The organism is Chryseobacterium subflavum, from assembly GCF_055762745.1.
Window position 1 is genome coordinate 181,981 of the sequence record NZ_JBVTMR010000004.1, and the last position, 14,338, is coordinate 196,318.

At 35.8% G+C, this 14,338-nt stretch carries 12 protein-coding genes and 3 tRNA genes; 4 read left to right on the forward strand and 11 right to left on the reverse strand.

All coding sequences use genetic code 11. From position 1 onward, the window contains the following. Nucleotides 1-167: 167 nt before the first annotated feature. The 3 genes from AC0INN_RS18205 to AC0INN_RS18215 form a co-directional block, all read right to left on the reverse strand. Nucleotides 168-240: transfer RNA gene (locus tag AC0INN_RS18205), tRNA-Lys, on the reverse strand. Nucleotides 241-304: 64 nt separating this feature from the next. Continuing rightward, a tRNA-Leu gene (locus tag AC0INN_RS18210) sits at nt 305-387 on the reverse strand. A gap of 35 nt (nt 388-422) precedes the next feature. Next, nucleotides 423-495: transfer RNA gene (locus AC0INN_RS18215), tRNA-Lys, on the reverse strand. 116 nt (nt 496-611) lie between these two features. Between AC0INN_RS18215 and AC0INN_RS18220 the strand changes: the two genes are divergently transcribed. Then, on the forward strand, nt 612-1,127 hold the full coding sequence (locus AC0INN_RS18220; RefSeq protein ID WP_273650775.1) for a shikimate kinase: 516 nt from the start codon (nt 612-614) through the stop codon (nt 1,125-1,127). Here the strand turns inward: AC0INN_RS18220 and AC0INN_RS18225 are convergent. After that, complete coding sequence (locus AC0INN_RS18225; RefSeq protein WP_172283865.1) at nt 1,122-1,574, reverse strand: RNA-binding S4 domain-containing protein; 453 nt, start codon at nt 1,572-1,574, stop codon at nt 1,122-1,124. The two genes, AC0INN_RS18220 and AC0INN_RS18225, sit on opposite strands and share 6 nt — an antisense overlap. Nucleotides 1,575-1,628: 54 nt before the next feature. Between AC0INN_RS18225 and AC0INN_RS18230 the strand changes: the two genes are divergently transcribed. Continuing rightward, the gene (locus AC0INN_RS18230) at nt 1,629-2,381 is read left to right on the forward strand and encodes a type 2 periplasmic-binding domain-containing protein (protein ID WP_273650774.1); all 753 of its coding nucleotides are present in this window, start codon (nt 1,629-1,631) and stop codon (nt 2,379-2,381) included. A gap of 60 nt (nt 2,382-2,441) precedes the next feature. On the opposite strand, the gene AC0INN_RS18235 is transcribed toward AC0INN_RS18230, so the two are convergent. The 5 genes from AC0INN_RS18235 to AC0INN_RS18255 form a co-directional block, all read right to left on the reverse strand. Beyond that, on the reverse strand, nt 2,442-3,959 hold the full coding sequence (locus tag AC0INN_RS18235) for an FMN-binding glutamate synthase family protein (protein WP_172283861.1): 1,518 nt from the start codon (nt 3,957-3,959) through the stop codon (nt 2,442-2,444). A 287-nt stretch (nt 3,960-4,246) separates the two neighbouring features. Beyond that, nucleotides 4,247-5,593 carry a tRNA (N(6)-L-threonylcarbamoyladenosine(37)-C(2))-methylthiotransferase MtaB gene (mtaB, locus tag AC0INN_RS18240; RefSeq protein ID WP_273650773.1) on the reverse strand — a complete coding sequence of 449 codons (1,347 nt, stop codon included), beginning with the start codon at nt 5,591-5,593 and terminating at the stop codon, nt 4,247-4,249. 68 nt (nt 5,594-5,661) lie between these two features. Further along, nucleotides 5,662-6,252 (reverse strand): DUF1572 domain-containing protein, encoded by a 591-nt coding sequence (locus AC0INN_RS18245; RefSeq protein WP_306614465.1) that lies wholly within the window; start codon nt 6,250-6,252, stop codon nt 5,662-5,664. Between the two features lie 70 nt (nt 6,253-6,322). Further along, the gene (locus AC0INN_RS18250; RefSeq protein WP_273650771.1) at nt 6,323-8,422 is read right to left on the reverse strand and encodes a T9SS type B sorting domain-containing protein; all 2,100 of its coding nucleotides are present in this window, start codon (nt 8,420-8,422) and stop codon (nt 6,323-6,325) included. A gap of 162 nt (nt 8,423-8,584) precedes the next feature. Then, complete coding sequence (locus tag AC0INN_RS18255) at nt 8,585-9,382, reverse strand: hypothetical protein (RefSeq protein ID WP_273650770.1); 798 nt, start codon at nt 9,380-9,382, stop codon at nt 8,585-8,587. Nucleotides 9,383-9,582: 200 nt separating this feature from the next. On the opposite strand from AC0INN_RS18255, the gene glgP reads away from it, so the two are divergent. Beyond that, entirely contained in the window at nt 9,583-11,241 is a 1,659-nt protein-coding gene (gene glgP, locus AC0INN_RS18260) for an alpha-glucan family phosphorylase (protein WP_273650769.1), read from the forward strand. A 109-nt stretch (nt 11,242-11,350) separates the two neighbouring features. On the opposite strand, the gene AC0INN_RS18265 is transcribed toward glgP, so the two are convergent. Continuing rightward, nucleotides 11,351-11,536, reverse strand: a complete 186-nt coding sequence (locus AC0INN_RS18265; protein WP_172283850.1) for a DUF6496 domain-containing protein — start codon at nt 11,534-11,536, stop codon at nt 11,351-11,353. 12 nt (nt 11,537-11,548) lie between these two features. Next, entirely contained in the window at nt 11,549-12,022 is a 474-nt protein-coding gene (locus tag AC0INN_RS18270; protein ID WP_172283848.1) for a hypothetical protein, read from the reverse strand. Between the two features lie 120 nt (nt 12,023-12,142). Between AC0INN_RS18270 and AC0INN_RS18275 the strand changes: the two genes are divergently transcribed. Next, entirely contained in the window at nt 12,143-14,272 is a 2,130-nt protein-coding gene (locus AC0INN_RS18275) for a S9 family peptidase (RefSeq protein WP_273650768.1), read from the forward strand. The last annotated feature ends 66 nt before the right edge of the window (nt 14,273-14,338 follow it).

Sequence of the window (14,338 nt, forward strand, 5' to 3'; positions counted from 1 at the left end):
ATCTCCTGATAATTTCGCAATACAAAAATGTAAACTTTGATTCCTTAATCGAAGTTTTTTTTGTTCACCTGCTCATATACAAAAAATCAAAGGCCTCCTGAAGGAAGCCTTTGAACACCAAATCACAAAATATTAATATGAAAAAAATTTACTTTTCAGTAAACTTGTGACCCGGCTGGGATTCGAACCCAGGACCCATACATTAAAAGTGTATTGCTCTACCAGCTGAGCTACCGAGTCGGTCGTAATTCTAATTTACAAATTTTAAATCAATATGCAACTTAAAATTTACTTTTCTTTGCAGTGCCTGCGACTGGACTCGAACCAGCACATCCTTAGGAAACCACCCCCTCAAGATGGCGTGTCTACCAATTTCACCACGCAGGCAAAAAAATTACAAAATTTAGTAATATTTTTGCTAGTGACCCGGCTGGGATTCGAACCCAGGACCCATACATTAAAAGTGTATTGCTCTACCAGCTGAGCTACCGAGTCGGCCACTTATTTTAAACAACTTTCATTTAAGTAATGTCCCTTGTTTTAAGTGGTGCAAAGATATAACTTTTTTTAATTTCTCAAAACTTTTTCGCAAATTTGTTTAAAAATATTTCATGATAATTTCACTAGTCGGATACATGGGTTGTGGCAAATCACACATTTCCAAAATTTTAAGCGAAAAAATAAATTTTAAATTAATTGACCTCGATAAAGAGATTTCCAGACGAAATAAATTAACTATTCCGGAAATCTTCGAAAAAAAGGGTGAAATCTACTTTAGAAAGCTGGAAAGAGAAACTTTGGAAGAAATACTCGCTACCGAAGAAAATCTTATTTTAAGCCTCGGCGGTGGAACTCCTGTTTATTACAATAATATGGAGATCATTAATAACAACTCTAAGAGCATTTTTTTGAGAGCTTCCGTTAGTACTTTAGCAGAAAGGCTTTCAAAACAGAAAGAAAAAAGACCATTAATCGCTAATATTTCTGATGAAAACCTTCCTGAGTTTATTGCTAAGCATTTATTTGAAAGAAATCAATTCTATAGCAAGGCTATGATTAGTGTGACTACAGACTCCAGAGAACCTGAAGCCATCGTTGATGAAATTATCGAGAAACTCTATTTATGATTTCTCTTCAACCTCATTTTCCATTCCATCGTCTTCACTTTCACCAAAAAAGTCGTCCCAATCTGTAAAATCTGATGCAATATCATTTTCCACATATCCATCCATGTCTCGTCTGTCCTTTTTAGTAGGCCTGCCTTCTCCTCTGCTTCTGTAATAGTCCTGGGTCATTTTACGCATTTTAAGCAATTCGTATTGCTCTTTGTCTGTTACATCTTTGATATGAAGAGATACCAGTTTAGCTCCTATCCTACTTTTAGGGATCTGGATTACTTTAATCTTATAATCAATCTGATTTTTACGGATTTTTATTACATCACCTTCTTTTACCTCTTTTGAAGACTTTACAACAGTATCTCCAATGGAAACTCTGTTCTTCTTAATCTCCTCAGTTGCAACAGTTCTCGTTTTATAAAAACGAATGCTCCATAAAAATTTATCTATTCTCATAATTTTTTATACTTTTGCCGTTATATTATTTGTAAAGTAATTAAAGTTTTTGAAATGAAAAAAATATTTTTATATATCCTTGCAGGATCTCTTTGTTTTTCTGCTTGTAAAAAAGATGATGAGGCACAAACATTTGTTGAGCCCGATGATGTAGCAGTAAGAAATACCTATGATGATCAGGCTATCCAAAAGTTCCTGAACGACAACTATCTTGATACCCAAGGAAATATAAAAGCTTTCAGTGCTACTGATACCATTGATGACCATGAGAAGAAGCTAGCAGAATTAAATCCTGTAAAACTTCCTTCAGGAGTTGTGTACATCGTAAGAGCAGGTGCACAGCCTTCTCCGGCAAAAACAATAGGCGCTACCGATGTTCTTAGGATGATGGTAAGAGCAAATTATTATCTGGCGACCAATACAGACGGAACAGTAGCACTTGTAGCATCTTCAGTTTCCCCAAGCCTTGTCAATACAGTAAACGGAACTGGATCTCCCCTTTCGGATCCTATGTGGTATTATGTAAAGCAAGCAGTTATAAATGATAAAAACCTTCCTGCAGTAGCAAGAGAGAGAAAATACTATGAAATAGAAGGATTCCAGGAAGGGTTGAAGTTTTTCAAAGCAGCATCACCTGCTTTAACAGATGGGGCTCCTTATAACCTGCAGGGAGTAATTATTGTTCCTTCCAGAGCTGCTTTTGGAAGAGAGGCCCATTATAACTATACGGGATATTCTCTTCAAAACAGGACATTTGTATTTAATTTCCAGGTGTATGGAACATCAGATAGACCTGCAAATGAATAAGTAAAAGTAAAACATCAATAAAAAAAGCGCTTCAGAATAACTGAAGCGCTTTTTATTTATCTACATTCTTGTTTTCTGTCTTACATTTCCTAAAATATCCGGAAAATAAAGATCCGCAAGATGATCGAATTCATCTCCCCTCATAAACATGGATGCATCTACTTCTTCATAAGAACTACGTCCTGCTGCGGCAATCAACTCATTACACGTATGAAGGGTATTTTTATGAAAATGATATACTCTTTCACTTTTATCTGTAACATCCAGTCCCTTGATCAGCATCTTATCCTGCGTAGCAACACCTGTAGGACAATTATTGGTATTACATCTGAGCGCCTGTATACATCCCAGTGAGAACATAAATCCTCTGGCATTATTACACATGTCAGCTCCCATCGCCACCGCTCTTAAAATATCAAGACTTGTCAATACTTTACCACTGGCAATGACCCTTAGCTTTTTTCTAACATTATAATTGTTAAGTGTTTTATTTACAAAAATCAACGCCGGTTCCAAAGGCATTCCTACGCCATCTGAAAATTCCGGTGGTGCAGCACCCGTACCTCCTTCGGCTCCATCTATGGTAATAAAGTCCGGATATATTTTTAACACATTCATCTGAACACAGATGTCTTCAAATTCTTTTGTATCTCCTATACAAAGCTTAAACCCTACAGGCTTTCCTCCGGAAAGTTCTCTTAGTTGCTGTACAAATCTCAATAAACCTGCTGCATTGGAAAAAGCAGAGTGCGATGGTGGCGAAATCACGGTTACTCCAGGTGTTACGTGACGAATCTTTGCAATTTCAGGTGTATTTTTTACTCCCGGCAAAACTCCCCCATGTCCCGGCTTTGCCCCCTGAGATAATTTAATCTCAATCATTTTCACATTAGGCAATGTAGAATACTTTATAAAGAGATCCGGATTAAACTTTCCTTCTTCATCCCTGCATCCAAAATATCCTGTCCCTATTTGCCAGCATAAATCACCTCCTTCCAGGTGATGTGGGGAAATACCTCCTTCCCCTGTATTATGATAAAAATTACCTTTTTTCGCACCCCTGTTCAGTGAAATCTGTGCCCTGTCACTTAATGCTCCAAAACTCATCGCTGAAATATTAAATAACGACGCATGGTAAGGTTGCGTACACTGTTCCCCTCCTACCCATACTCTTGGTAATTCTTCGGATGGCGATTTAGCATATATAGAATGCTTAATCCCTTCATATTTTCTGTGATTAACCTCCAGTTGTGTTCCGAATGCAACGGTGTCGCTAAGGTTTTTTGCACGCCGGTAAACAGCTGAACGTTGATTTCTGGGAAAAGGCTTCCCATCTGTTTCCCTCTCAATAAAATATTGTTGCATTTCAGGAGAAATGCTTTCAAAAAAGTATCTGAAATATCCTAAAACAGGAAAGTTTCTTAAAATTGCATGCTTTGATTGTGTAACATTATAAACTCCAACAGCATAAATAATAGTAAGTAAAATAGGAATCCACCAATCCGCTTTTATCAAGAAAGCGATAGCCCAGGCTACAACTAAAATTATAGCACCCCAAAGCAAAAATTTATCTCTCATATCGTTTTTGAATTTTATCAAAGTTAAAAAAATACAGAATACTTTCCCGCATTCAGCTCCATTAAAAACGGTTCAAATTATTGTATTTTTTGTTTTTTTCAGTTTTCAATAGGAGCATGAAATTTATATCTTAAGACAAATCAGCAAAATCGTGCCGTCCAATGCACTTTCGAAATCTATAAGATACGAAATCCTCTTTGAATTTTGGTAATGACAATTTGCTTTCTATCCTCATCAATAATGATGAGAAGTCTGTAATAATATGAATAAGAAAGGAGATAAAAAGGCTATACCTTTTCTAAAAAGCTCTCAAAAGAATTAAGTACTGAAACCGTACCGTCAGCTTCTATTTTTTCAAGTTTTAAAAATTCAATCTGGTTAATCGATGCCTGGTCAAAATCTTTTTGGACTCTTACGTAGTTTTCAGTGAAACCATACATCTTGCCATCTTTATTTTCATGCTCCCAAAGGACCGGAAGTGTTTTTCCAAGCTGAGTTTGATAAAACGACATTTTTTTCTTTTCCGAAAGGATCCTCAACATTTTGTTGCGTTTTTTTCTTTCAGGGATGGGAACAACCCCTTCCATATCTGCTGCTTCGGTATTTTCTCTTTCAGAATAAGTGAAAACATGAAGATAACTGATGGGAAGATCATTAAGGAAGTTATAGGTTTCCATGAACTTTTCTTCAGTTTCTCCAGGAAATCCAACAATCACATCAACACCAATAGCCGCATGAGGCATAACTTCACGAATTTTATTCACTCTATCCCGGTAAAGCTTGGTTAAATAACGTCGCTTCATTTTTTTCAACAGATCATCGCATCCGGATTGTAAAGGAATATGAAAATGAGGAACAAAGCTCCTGCTTCTGGAAACCAGTTCAATGCTCTCATCCTTCAGAAGATTAGGTTCAATAGACGAAATACGTATTCTCTCGATCCCATCTACCTGATCAAGCTCAGAAATCAGATCCAGAAAAGTATGCTCATGTCTTTTATTCCCGAATTCACCTTTTCCATAATCTCCAATATTCACTCCGGTAAGGACAATTTCTTTGATATCTTTTGCTGCAATTTCTTTAGCATTATTAAGAACACTATCGATCGTATCTGATCTTGAAATCCCTCTTGCTAAAGGAATGGTACAATAGGTACATTTATAATCGCAACCGTCCTGAACTTTCAAAAAGGCTCTTGTTCTGTCACCGATTGAGTAGCTTCCTATAAAAAAGTCGGTTTCTTCAATCTCACAGGAATGAACAATTCCCTCACTTTCAGATTTTTCTAAATCGTCAAGATAACTCAGGATATTGAACTTTTCTTTGGCACCTAATACCAAATCAACTCCATTAATCTGTGAAATTTCTTCAGGCTTGAGCTGAGCATAGCAACCAACAATAACAACCAGTCCTTCTGGATTCGCTTTCATTGCTCTTTTTACATGAAGTTTACACTCACGATCTGCATTTTCAGTAACGGAACAGGTATTGATCACATAAACATCAGCCTTATCATCAAAACCTACCTTATCATATCCGGCATCTGTTAATTGACGAGCAATAGTAGATGTTTCCGCAAAATTTAATTTGCAGCCAAGGGTATGAAATGCGGCGGTTTTATGAAAATTTGACATTTTTATCAGTCCTGAATTTTATGAGTGCAAAGATAGTAATTTAAATAAAGACTCTAAATTGATTCGGTCTATTGTTTGTAATCGTCTCTGACTTCCGGGTTATTTTCAAAACAAACAGGTGAGGAATTACCTTTAAATTCAGTATTATTCCATTTATTTTTCATTTCCATGTTGAACTCCTGAGATTCATTTCTTGGAATCGAAAGCGTTTTCCAATCATCATTTTTTATCATTTTAGCAATATAAACGATCTGCCCGATATGATAGGGATAATGGGCCAGCTGACGAAAAACAGCATCTAAAACCGTATGCCCTTCTCCTCTAATATAAATCTTAGCATACAGGTTTTCATCAGTGATCTGATCTAATGCATTCAATAAACAACTCCAGCCTTTTTCCCAGAAATTGATAACCTCCTCCTTTGTTTTAAATGCATTGACAAATTCTTCATCGCGGTTTCTATATTCTTTTTCTCCATCTTCTGTTAAAAAATTCGTCCATCGGGAAATCATATTTCCTGCAACATGCTTTACAATTACTGCAATGGAATTGCTCTCGTTATTAAACTGCCAGAATAGCTGCTCTTCTGACAGTTGTTCAAAAGCCCTGTCTCCGAGAGATTTATAATAACTGAATCGTTTGATAAATAATTCTTTCATTCATTAAATTTAAAAATATTGAAAGAAAAAACCATCTTTTTAGGATGGTTTTTTTTATGATTATCAAATATTAATCCCTGTTTTTCACCAGTATCCAGCTTGAGAATTTAACCGGTGTATTTTTCTTATCATTTTCGTTCCAGGTTACCGAGTACCAATATGTCCCAGTAGGAACCTTTTTACTACCATTAGTAGTACCATCCCATTTATATCCATTTGTTTTGTCGGCCTGGTGAACCTTATTACCATATCTGTCGAAGATACTCAATATTAAATTTTGTTTGTGGGCCAGCGCTGAATAATCAATTACATCATTAATTCCATCATTATTCGGAGTAATTACATTGATCAGGTTCGGTACCACCACTGTAATATCAATTGGATCACAGTCATAAAAATCCTTTACATAGACCTGGCTATCTCCTCTCGGTACATTGCTAAATACATTAGAAGTCTGCCAGTTGATATTATCTAATGAATATTGATAAGGAGGTGTTCCTCCGTTAACCGTAACTGTAATAGTGTTGGTCGAAATATCAATATTGGATATTACAGGCTGCTCACTTGCATACACTTTTACCTCCTGAGTTGTGATGCATTCTCCAGTTTTTAGTTTTACCCAATAAGTCCCTACGCTTACGTTTGTGATCGCCTGGGTTGTAGCACCTGTACTCCAGAGGTATGAATCGAAGCCGGGACCGGCATCCAATGTGGTAGTATCCTCCATACAGATGGTTTTATCAGTAAGGACTGTCGATTTTACCGGTGGGAGCACAGCTAGAGTAACTTTTGCGACGGCAAAACAATTATTTGAATTGAATACTTTTATGTATACCACACCATTAGAAGCGATGTACGCAGACGGTGTTGCGATTTCATTTGTTCCATTCACCGCGTCAGTAAGTGAAGGATAATATTTCTTGGTTACGGGTGCCTGTGTAGTAACCGATGCGGCGGTAAGATTAAAAGACGCTGTAGAGGAGGCGCCTTCAATAAAACATGATCTCAAAATAGCATCATTTACAACCACCACAGGATAAAACTTAAGATAAATCATCCCTGTTCCAATACATCCCAGCTGGGAAATTATTTTTACATATACTGTTGCTTCAGCAGATACATATGCAGAAGGATTCAGAATTTCATTAGTACCTGCATTAAGATCGTTTAAAGACGGATAATATTTTTTAACTGCTGTAGGATCACCAAAAACAGCAGCAGTTGTAAGATCAAATGTTGCCGTACCCGCATTATTATTGTTGCAGGCAAATAAAGAAACGTTATTCCCTGTTATATTTCCCAGCTTAAATTTAAAGGCACCCACCTGCCTGCATGAATTGATTGGATTGTTGGGATTCGCAGGATCCTGATAATGTATACTGAAATAATAAGTTGTTGCTGTATTAACGGTAATGGGAGTTAAAATCGGGCTTGCACCGGAAAGGGCATCATTTTGTGAAGTATGGTATGTTATCTGGAAATTAGGGTTCGCATTAAGAATGCCTGCCGTCAAAGTACTGAAATCAAAAACAGCCGGACTATTACATATAATAACTTCACGTGGGTCAGCCGGATTAGCCGCAGGAACCCCCGGAGGGACAAATGGATATGGCTGTATTGCAGGGTCCGTGAAAGGAGATGCCAAAGCAGCAGTACCTCCCCAGGTCAAAGAAAACGGAGCCATTGTAGTACTGGCAGCACCCACCCAGTTATCTATATATAAATAATAAGTCTGACCTGGCAAAACATCTAAATATTTACAATAAGGAGTCAGTGATCCACCAGGTGCATCTACAATCGTACTTGTCATATTTAATCCTGTAGACGGACCTACACCAATCACAGTTGCAGCATTACAGCGTATAGGAGATCCTAAACTTCCGCAAGCTACATTAGGACCATAAATAGCCCAATCATAATCCGCATCCGGATCATTGGGCACCAAATCAAAAGTAAGCGTTCCGCCAGTGGCAATAGTAAGTTTATACCAAATTGAATTGTGCTCGCCTGTTATTAAGCACCCTCCTAAATTTTCATTTACAGCTCCAATTCCTGTGGGAGAATATGTAATGCTTGAATTTCCACAAACCGATAATGCAGATGAACAATCTGCCTGGGAAAAGAGGATTTGTGAGATCAATAAAAAAATAATAAGTAAATTTTTCCTCATGAATACATGCTTTTGTTAGAAATTAATCAATAATTAAATCAATACACAACACATATATCAAATATACTTATTATTTCATTAAAATTTATAAAATAACAAAAATCATTAACAATACATATTAAAAATATGTAATTTTTAAACAAAAACACATCTATTAAAGAATTATTTTATACTTGTCAAATTCCCACATAAATTCTCAAGATGGAAAATTTTGTGAAAAGGACTTTTGACTTCATTCAGATGTTCTTTATCCTGAATAAAGGTATATCGCGATGCAATAGAATTCATATCTGAAACGATCACAAGCCAGCATTCGTCTACTGAAGTGTCGTAATAAGGAAATTTTTCATTCTTTTTCTCAATCAGTTCAAGTATTTTATCCGAGCATAATTCATCAAATAAATTCATACTGTATTCATGTGTAATAAATACATTTCTGCGATGAAAAGACTTCCTGATTTTTTTAACGCAGCCTACCGGTTTGTTTTTCTTTATGCTCTTACAGATGGCAAGAATACTTTCCTGCTGTTCCTCGGGATTATCAAACCTGAAATCCGAATGAAATTCTAAAAAATAAACACCACGATATTTCGTAGTGTCTTCTTGTTCTAATAATATTTCAGCCTGACGGAAAATCTTGTTAAGATTACTTTCTATCTTCTTCATTTCCAAATGATTGATCACCTCAGTGAGTTCTATCCCAATTTTTTTATCATTTAAATTAGCGATAAAGTCGGGACTTTCACAGGTAAGGTTTTCAAATTTAACATCGGGAAAATGATGCATAAAAGAATTCAACAGTAAAATTTCTGATTTTTTCTTATACTTTTCGCGGTCATGAAGCTGAGATTCGTCTATTTTACGATGATACTTTTCTATCGGCTTTTTTTTCAAATGTCGATTCAGGTAATATAAGCTTAGATTCTTGATTAAATCTTCATCGGAAAACACCTTTTTCATGACTGCCTTTTTATTAATGGTTAATAAAACATGGAACCTAAAGTTTCATCTGAGAAGTTTTTGATTATCAAAAAATTACACTTAAAGGTAAGCAAAAAAACTATTCAACAGATATTTTTAAAAATAAATTGTCAAATAATTAATGTATAGTTTACTTTCATATTCAATACCTTTGGCTTTTAAATACAAAATTGTGATACATGGATTTTAAAAACTTTAAAATACCTTTTAATACCAATCCCCAATATTCAAAAAAAGTTGCCTATTTTTCAATGGAATTTGCCATTGAACAGGTTTTAAAAATATATTCCGGAGGACTGGGCTTTTTAGCCGGTTCACATATGAGAAGCGCCTATAATTTAAAGCAGGATTTTATAGGAATAGGAATACTCTGGAAATTCGGATACTATGATCAGGCAAGAAACCACGATCAGACACTACAGCCGGTATGGACAAAAAAAATGTATAGTTTTTTGGAAGATACCGGAATAAAATTCCAAATTGAAATCCACAGCGCTCCTGTTTGGGTGAAAGTATGGTATCTGGATCCTGAAATTTTCCATACCGCCCCTATGTTTTTTCTATCAACAGATGTACCGGAAAATGACCACGTTTCAAAAACAATCTGTCATAAACTATATGATGCCAATGAATCGACAAAGCTGGCTCAATATATTTTATTGGGAAAAGGAGGTGCCCAATTACTGGACGAAATGAATCTGGAAAGAGATATTTATCACCTGAATGAAGCACATGCCTTGCCCGCTGCATTTTATTTATTAAGAAAATACAATGGAGATTTAAGCAAAGTAAAAGAGAAACTTGTTTTCACAACGCACACTCCTGAAGAAGCGGGAAATGAAAAACATAATCTGAAATTATGTTATGACATGTCTTATTTTTCAGGCTTTAGTATGGAAGAAGCCAAAAGCATAGAAGGAGTAGATGATGAACGTTTCAATCATTCTCTTTGTGCATTAAAAATGGCTAAAGTTGCCAATGGTGTTTCACAACTTCACGGTGTGGTTTCCAGAGCAATGTGGAGTAAATATCCCGGAATTTGCGAAATCAAATCAATCACCAATGCCCAGGAATTTAAATACTGGGCAGATAAGCGCCTCTACAACTCCAAAGATGAAAGAGACGATCAGGCATTTGATTACCGTAAAAAATATTTAAAAAAGAGACTCTTTAAAATCGTTGCCGATCAAACAGGAAATCTTTTCAATCCAAACATTTTTACTATAGTCTGGGCAAGGAGATTTGCCGGTTATAAACGTGCTGATCTGCTTTTGCACGATAAGGACAGATTTTACAAGTTATTGAATAATCCTGAACATCCTGTTCAGATAATTTGGGCAGGGAAACCCTATCCAATGGATTATTCTGCCATTTCTACATTCAATACACTGGTAGAAGAAAGTAAAAATCATAAAAACATGGCTGTCCTTACAGGTTATGAGCTTTCTTTAAGCAAATCACTAAAACAGGGTTCAGACCTATGGCTGAATAATCCCAGGGTTCCAAGAGAAGCTTCAGGAACTTCCGGAATGACTGCTGCTATGAATGGTTCTGTAAATCTTTCGACAGATGACGGCTGGATTCCTGAATTTGCAAGACACGGACAAAACTCTTTTGTCGTTCAAAAAGCAGATTACCTGAATATGAGCATCTACGAACAGGACAACTATGATTTAAACCAGTTATATGAAATCCTGGAAAACCAGATCCTCCCAACCTACTACGATAATGCAGACAGCTGGAGGAAAATACAGTACAATGCCATGGACGATGTTAAGCATCAGTTTAACAGCGATAGAATGGCTGATGAATACTATAGCATGCTGTATAATTATTAGGGTGAAATTGCTGAATTGAGAAATTTAAAAAATTGAGACCCTTATAATTTTTAGGTCAATATTATAAATAAAAGCTGCCGGAGAATTCTCCGGCAGCTTTTATTTTAAGTTAGTCTTTTTTCTTTTTAGGGACTTTCAAGCCTTTCTCTCTTGCCTCAGAAATTCCGATTGCAACAGCTTGTTTCTTACTTGTCACTTTTTTTCCAGAAGAAGATTTTAATTTACCCTCTTTGAATTCGTGCATTACTTTTCCTACTTTTTCCTGAGCTTTATCTGAATATTTTGTCTTGCTCATGATGCTATTTTTTTAAGATTTTGGCAGGGATACCCCTATTTCATAAACTTCAGCGTGTTTCAAATATTTTGAACGCTCTCTTGAAGTAACCGATTCTAAACGATCATTTTTGATCACAATAATCGGATCTTCTGCATTTTCAATTTCAAAATTGGCTAAATATCTTTCGTCAGGAGCATCCTGACGCATCTTAGCTTTTATTTTCTGCAGATCGTCTGCGTATTTTCTGAATCCCGGATCTGAGGAATGGATAAATTTATATTCATCACCTGCATATACATAATAATGTAATTTTTTTTCAATAAGCCCTGCTTCATCTGAAATCTGCGGATTATCATTTCCATCTTTAAAGCTTACTTCCACTAAAGTTCCGCCCTTTTTCTGTGCACATGCTTCAGCATCTTTAAAGCTCGAAAAACCCGTATACACTATTTGATCATTCAAAACGTAACGATTTAATTTCTGATTGAATGCATTCGTTTCCATAATTATTATTTTAGCTTGATTTGTAATAATACATTCAATTTTTTTGCCAAAGCCTTATATTAAAAAGCTTTTTTGTGCGTTTGATAAAATTATTATCTTTGAATCTGTTTAAAATTAGAAATGAAAAAAATCCTATTAAGTCTTGGTGTTGCCATAGCTCTTCAAAATCTATCTGCACAAGAAATCACATTAGATAAAATATATTCAGGATATTACCGTGGGAAAGGCATTGCCGGAATTACTTCCATGAAAAACGGAGAAAACTACCTGGTTATTGAGCAAGGCGGTATCGCAAAATATTCTTATAAAAATTCTCAAAAAGAAGGTAATATAGTAGACGGGCAGTTTGAAAGCTATGAGTTTTCCGATGATGAATCCAAAATTCTTTTGCTTAAAGAAAGACAGCCTATTTATAGACATTCGTTTTTAGGGAAATTTGAAGTTAAAGACCTTAAATCAGGGAAAATCATTTCTGTTAATGAAGGGAAACCCGTTCAGGAGCCCAGGTTTTCACCGGATGCATCTAAACTGGCATTTATTGCAGACAATAACCTGTTTTTTCAGGATCTGAATTCCGGAAAGATCACTCAGATAACGACGGACGGAAAGAAAAACTCAATTATCAATGGACTTGCTGACTGGGTATATGAAGAAGAATTCGGACATGCAAGACAGTATGAATGGACCAAAAATTCGGATGCCATTGTTTTCATAAAATCAGATGAAAGCCAGGTTCCGGAAATTTATATTCCTATTTATGGTAAAACTCTTTATCCGACAGAAATGCGTTATAAATATCCAAAGGCCGGAGAAAAGAATTCTGTTGTATCAGCTCAATTATACCGTCTTGATTCAGGAAAAACAATGCCATTAAATCTTGGATCCTTCAAGAATTATTATATTCCCAATGTATTTCAGACAGCAAAACCTGACGAAATGGTTTTGATTACTTCAGAAAGAATACAAAACGCTTCTGATGTTTTAAAAGTTAATACAAAAACCGGTGCTGTTCAAAAATTATTTACAGAAACAGATGATAAGTGGATTGATACGGACAGTCCAACATTGGAATTCCTGGAGGATGATTCTTTCCTTTGGGGATCAGAAAGAGACGGGCACCGTCATCTATATTGGTATGACAAAGATGGTAAACTGAAGAAGCAGGTTACAAAAGGAAACTGGGAGGTAACTGATTATTATGGCTACAATCCAAAATCTAAAGAAATCTATGTTCAGACCACTGAAAAAGGAAGTATTAACAAGGTAGTATCCAAAATCAATATTGAGAATGGGAAATCACAGCTGATCTCCAATACAGAAGGAAATAACTCTGCTAATTTCAGCAAAAACTATAATTATTTCATTGAAACCTCCTCCTCTGTTTCAAAGCCTTATACTTTTGTACTTAAGGACGGTAATGGTAAAACAGTAAAAGAACTTCAGAACAATAACGACCAGCTTCAAAAATTACAAGCAGATAATTTTGCCGTGAAGGAATTCATTACCATTCCAAATAATGCAGGTGATCAGATGAATGCATGGATCATAAAACCTAAAAACTTTGATCCGAATAAAAAATATCCTTTATTTATGTTCCAATACTCCGGGCCCGGTTCTCAGCAGGTTTCTAATTCTTGGGATCAAGGAAATACACTGTGGTTCAATCATTTGGTTCAGAAAGGATATATTGTAGCGTGTGTAGACGGACGTGGTACTGGTTACAAGGGAGCTCAATATAAAAAGGTAACATATATGAACCTCGGAAAATATGAAATTGAAGACCAGATTACCGCTGCGAAATGGTTTGGAAATCAATCTTATATTGATAAAAGCAGAATCGGAATGTTCGGATGGAGCTTTGGTGGATATATGACAAGTTTGGCTATGACAAAAGGAGCCGACGTCTTCAAAGCAGGAATTGCTGTTGCTCCGGTTACCAACTGGAGGTATTATGATTCTGTTTATACGGAAAGATTCATGAGAACTCCACAGGAAAATGCTGACGGTTATGATAAAAATTCTCCAACAGAATACTCTAAACTGCTCAAAGGTAAATTTCTACTAATCCATGGTACTGCCGATGATAATGTACATTTTCAGAATTCTATGGAATTCTCGGAGGCCTTGATCCAAAACAAAAAGCAATTTGATTTCATGGCATATCCTGATAAAAACCACGGAATTAGTGGCGGACAAACAAGACCTCAGCTCTATCAAAAAATGACGGATTTTATCCTTAATAATTTATAATCCATCGTTAAAAATATTTATTAAACCTTCTGATTTACGTTAGAAGGTTTTTTAATATTCATTTCA

Bases quoted from the DNA above. Each gene is read 5' to 3' on its own strand.
- mtaB (WP_273650773.1), bottom strand. From the start codon at position 5,593: ATGTCAAATTTTCATAAAACCGCCGCATTTCATACCCTTGGCTGCAAA.
- AC0INN_RS18255 (WP_273650770.1), bottom strand. From the start codon at position 9,382: ATGAAAAAGGTGTTTTCCGATGAAGATTTAATCAAGAATCTAAGCTTA.
- AC0INN_RS18225 (WP_172283865.1), bottom strand. From the start codon at position 1,574: ATGAGAATAGATAAATTTTTATGGAGCATTCGTTTTTATAAAACGAGA.
- AC0INN_RS18230 (WP_273650774.1), top strand. From the start codon at position 1,629: ATGAAAAAAATATTTTTATATATCCTTGCAGGATCTCTTTGTTTTTCT.
- AC0INN_RS18250 (WP_273650771.1), bottom strand. From the start codon at position 8,422: ATGAGGAAAAATTTACTTATTATTTTTTTATTGATCTCACAAATCCTC.
- AC0INN_RS18220 (WP_273650775.1), top strand. From the start codon at position 612: ATGATAATTTCACTAGTCGGATACATGGGTTGTGGCAAATCACACATT.
- glgP (WP_273650769.1), top strand. From the start codon at position 9,583: ATGGATTTTAAAAACTTTAAAATACCTTTTAATACCAATCCCCAATAT.
- AC0INN_RS18270 (WP_172283848.1), bottom strand. From the start codon at position 12,022: ATGGAAACGAATGCATTCAATCAGAAATTAAATCGTTACGTTTTGAAT.
- AC0INN_RS18235 (WP_172283861.1), bottom strand. From the start codon at position 3,959: ATGAGAGATAAATTTTTGCTTTGGGGTGCTATAATTTTAGTTGTAGCC.
- AC0INN_RS18245 (WP_306614465.1), bottom strand. From the start codon at position 6,252: ATGAAAGAATTATTTATCAAACGATTCAGTTATTATAAATCTCTCGGA.
- AC0INN_RS18275 (WP_273650768.1), top strand. From the start codon at position 12,143: ATGAAAAAAATCCTATTAAGTCTTGGTGTTGCCATAGCTCTTCAAAAT.
- AC0INN_RS18265 (WP_172283850.1), bottom strand. From the start codon at position 11,536: ATGAGCAAGACAAAATATTCAGATAAAGCTCAGGAAAAAGTAGGAAAA.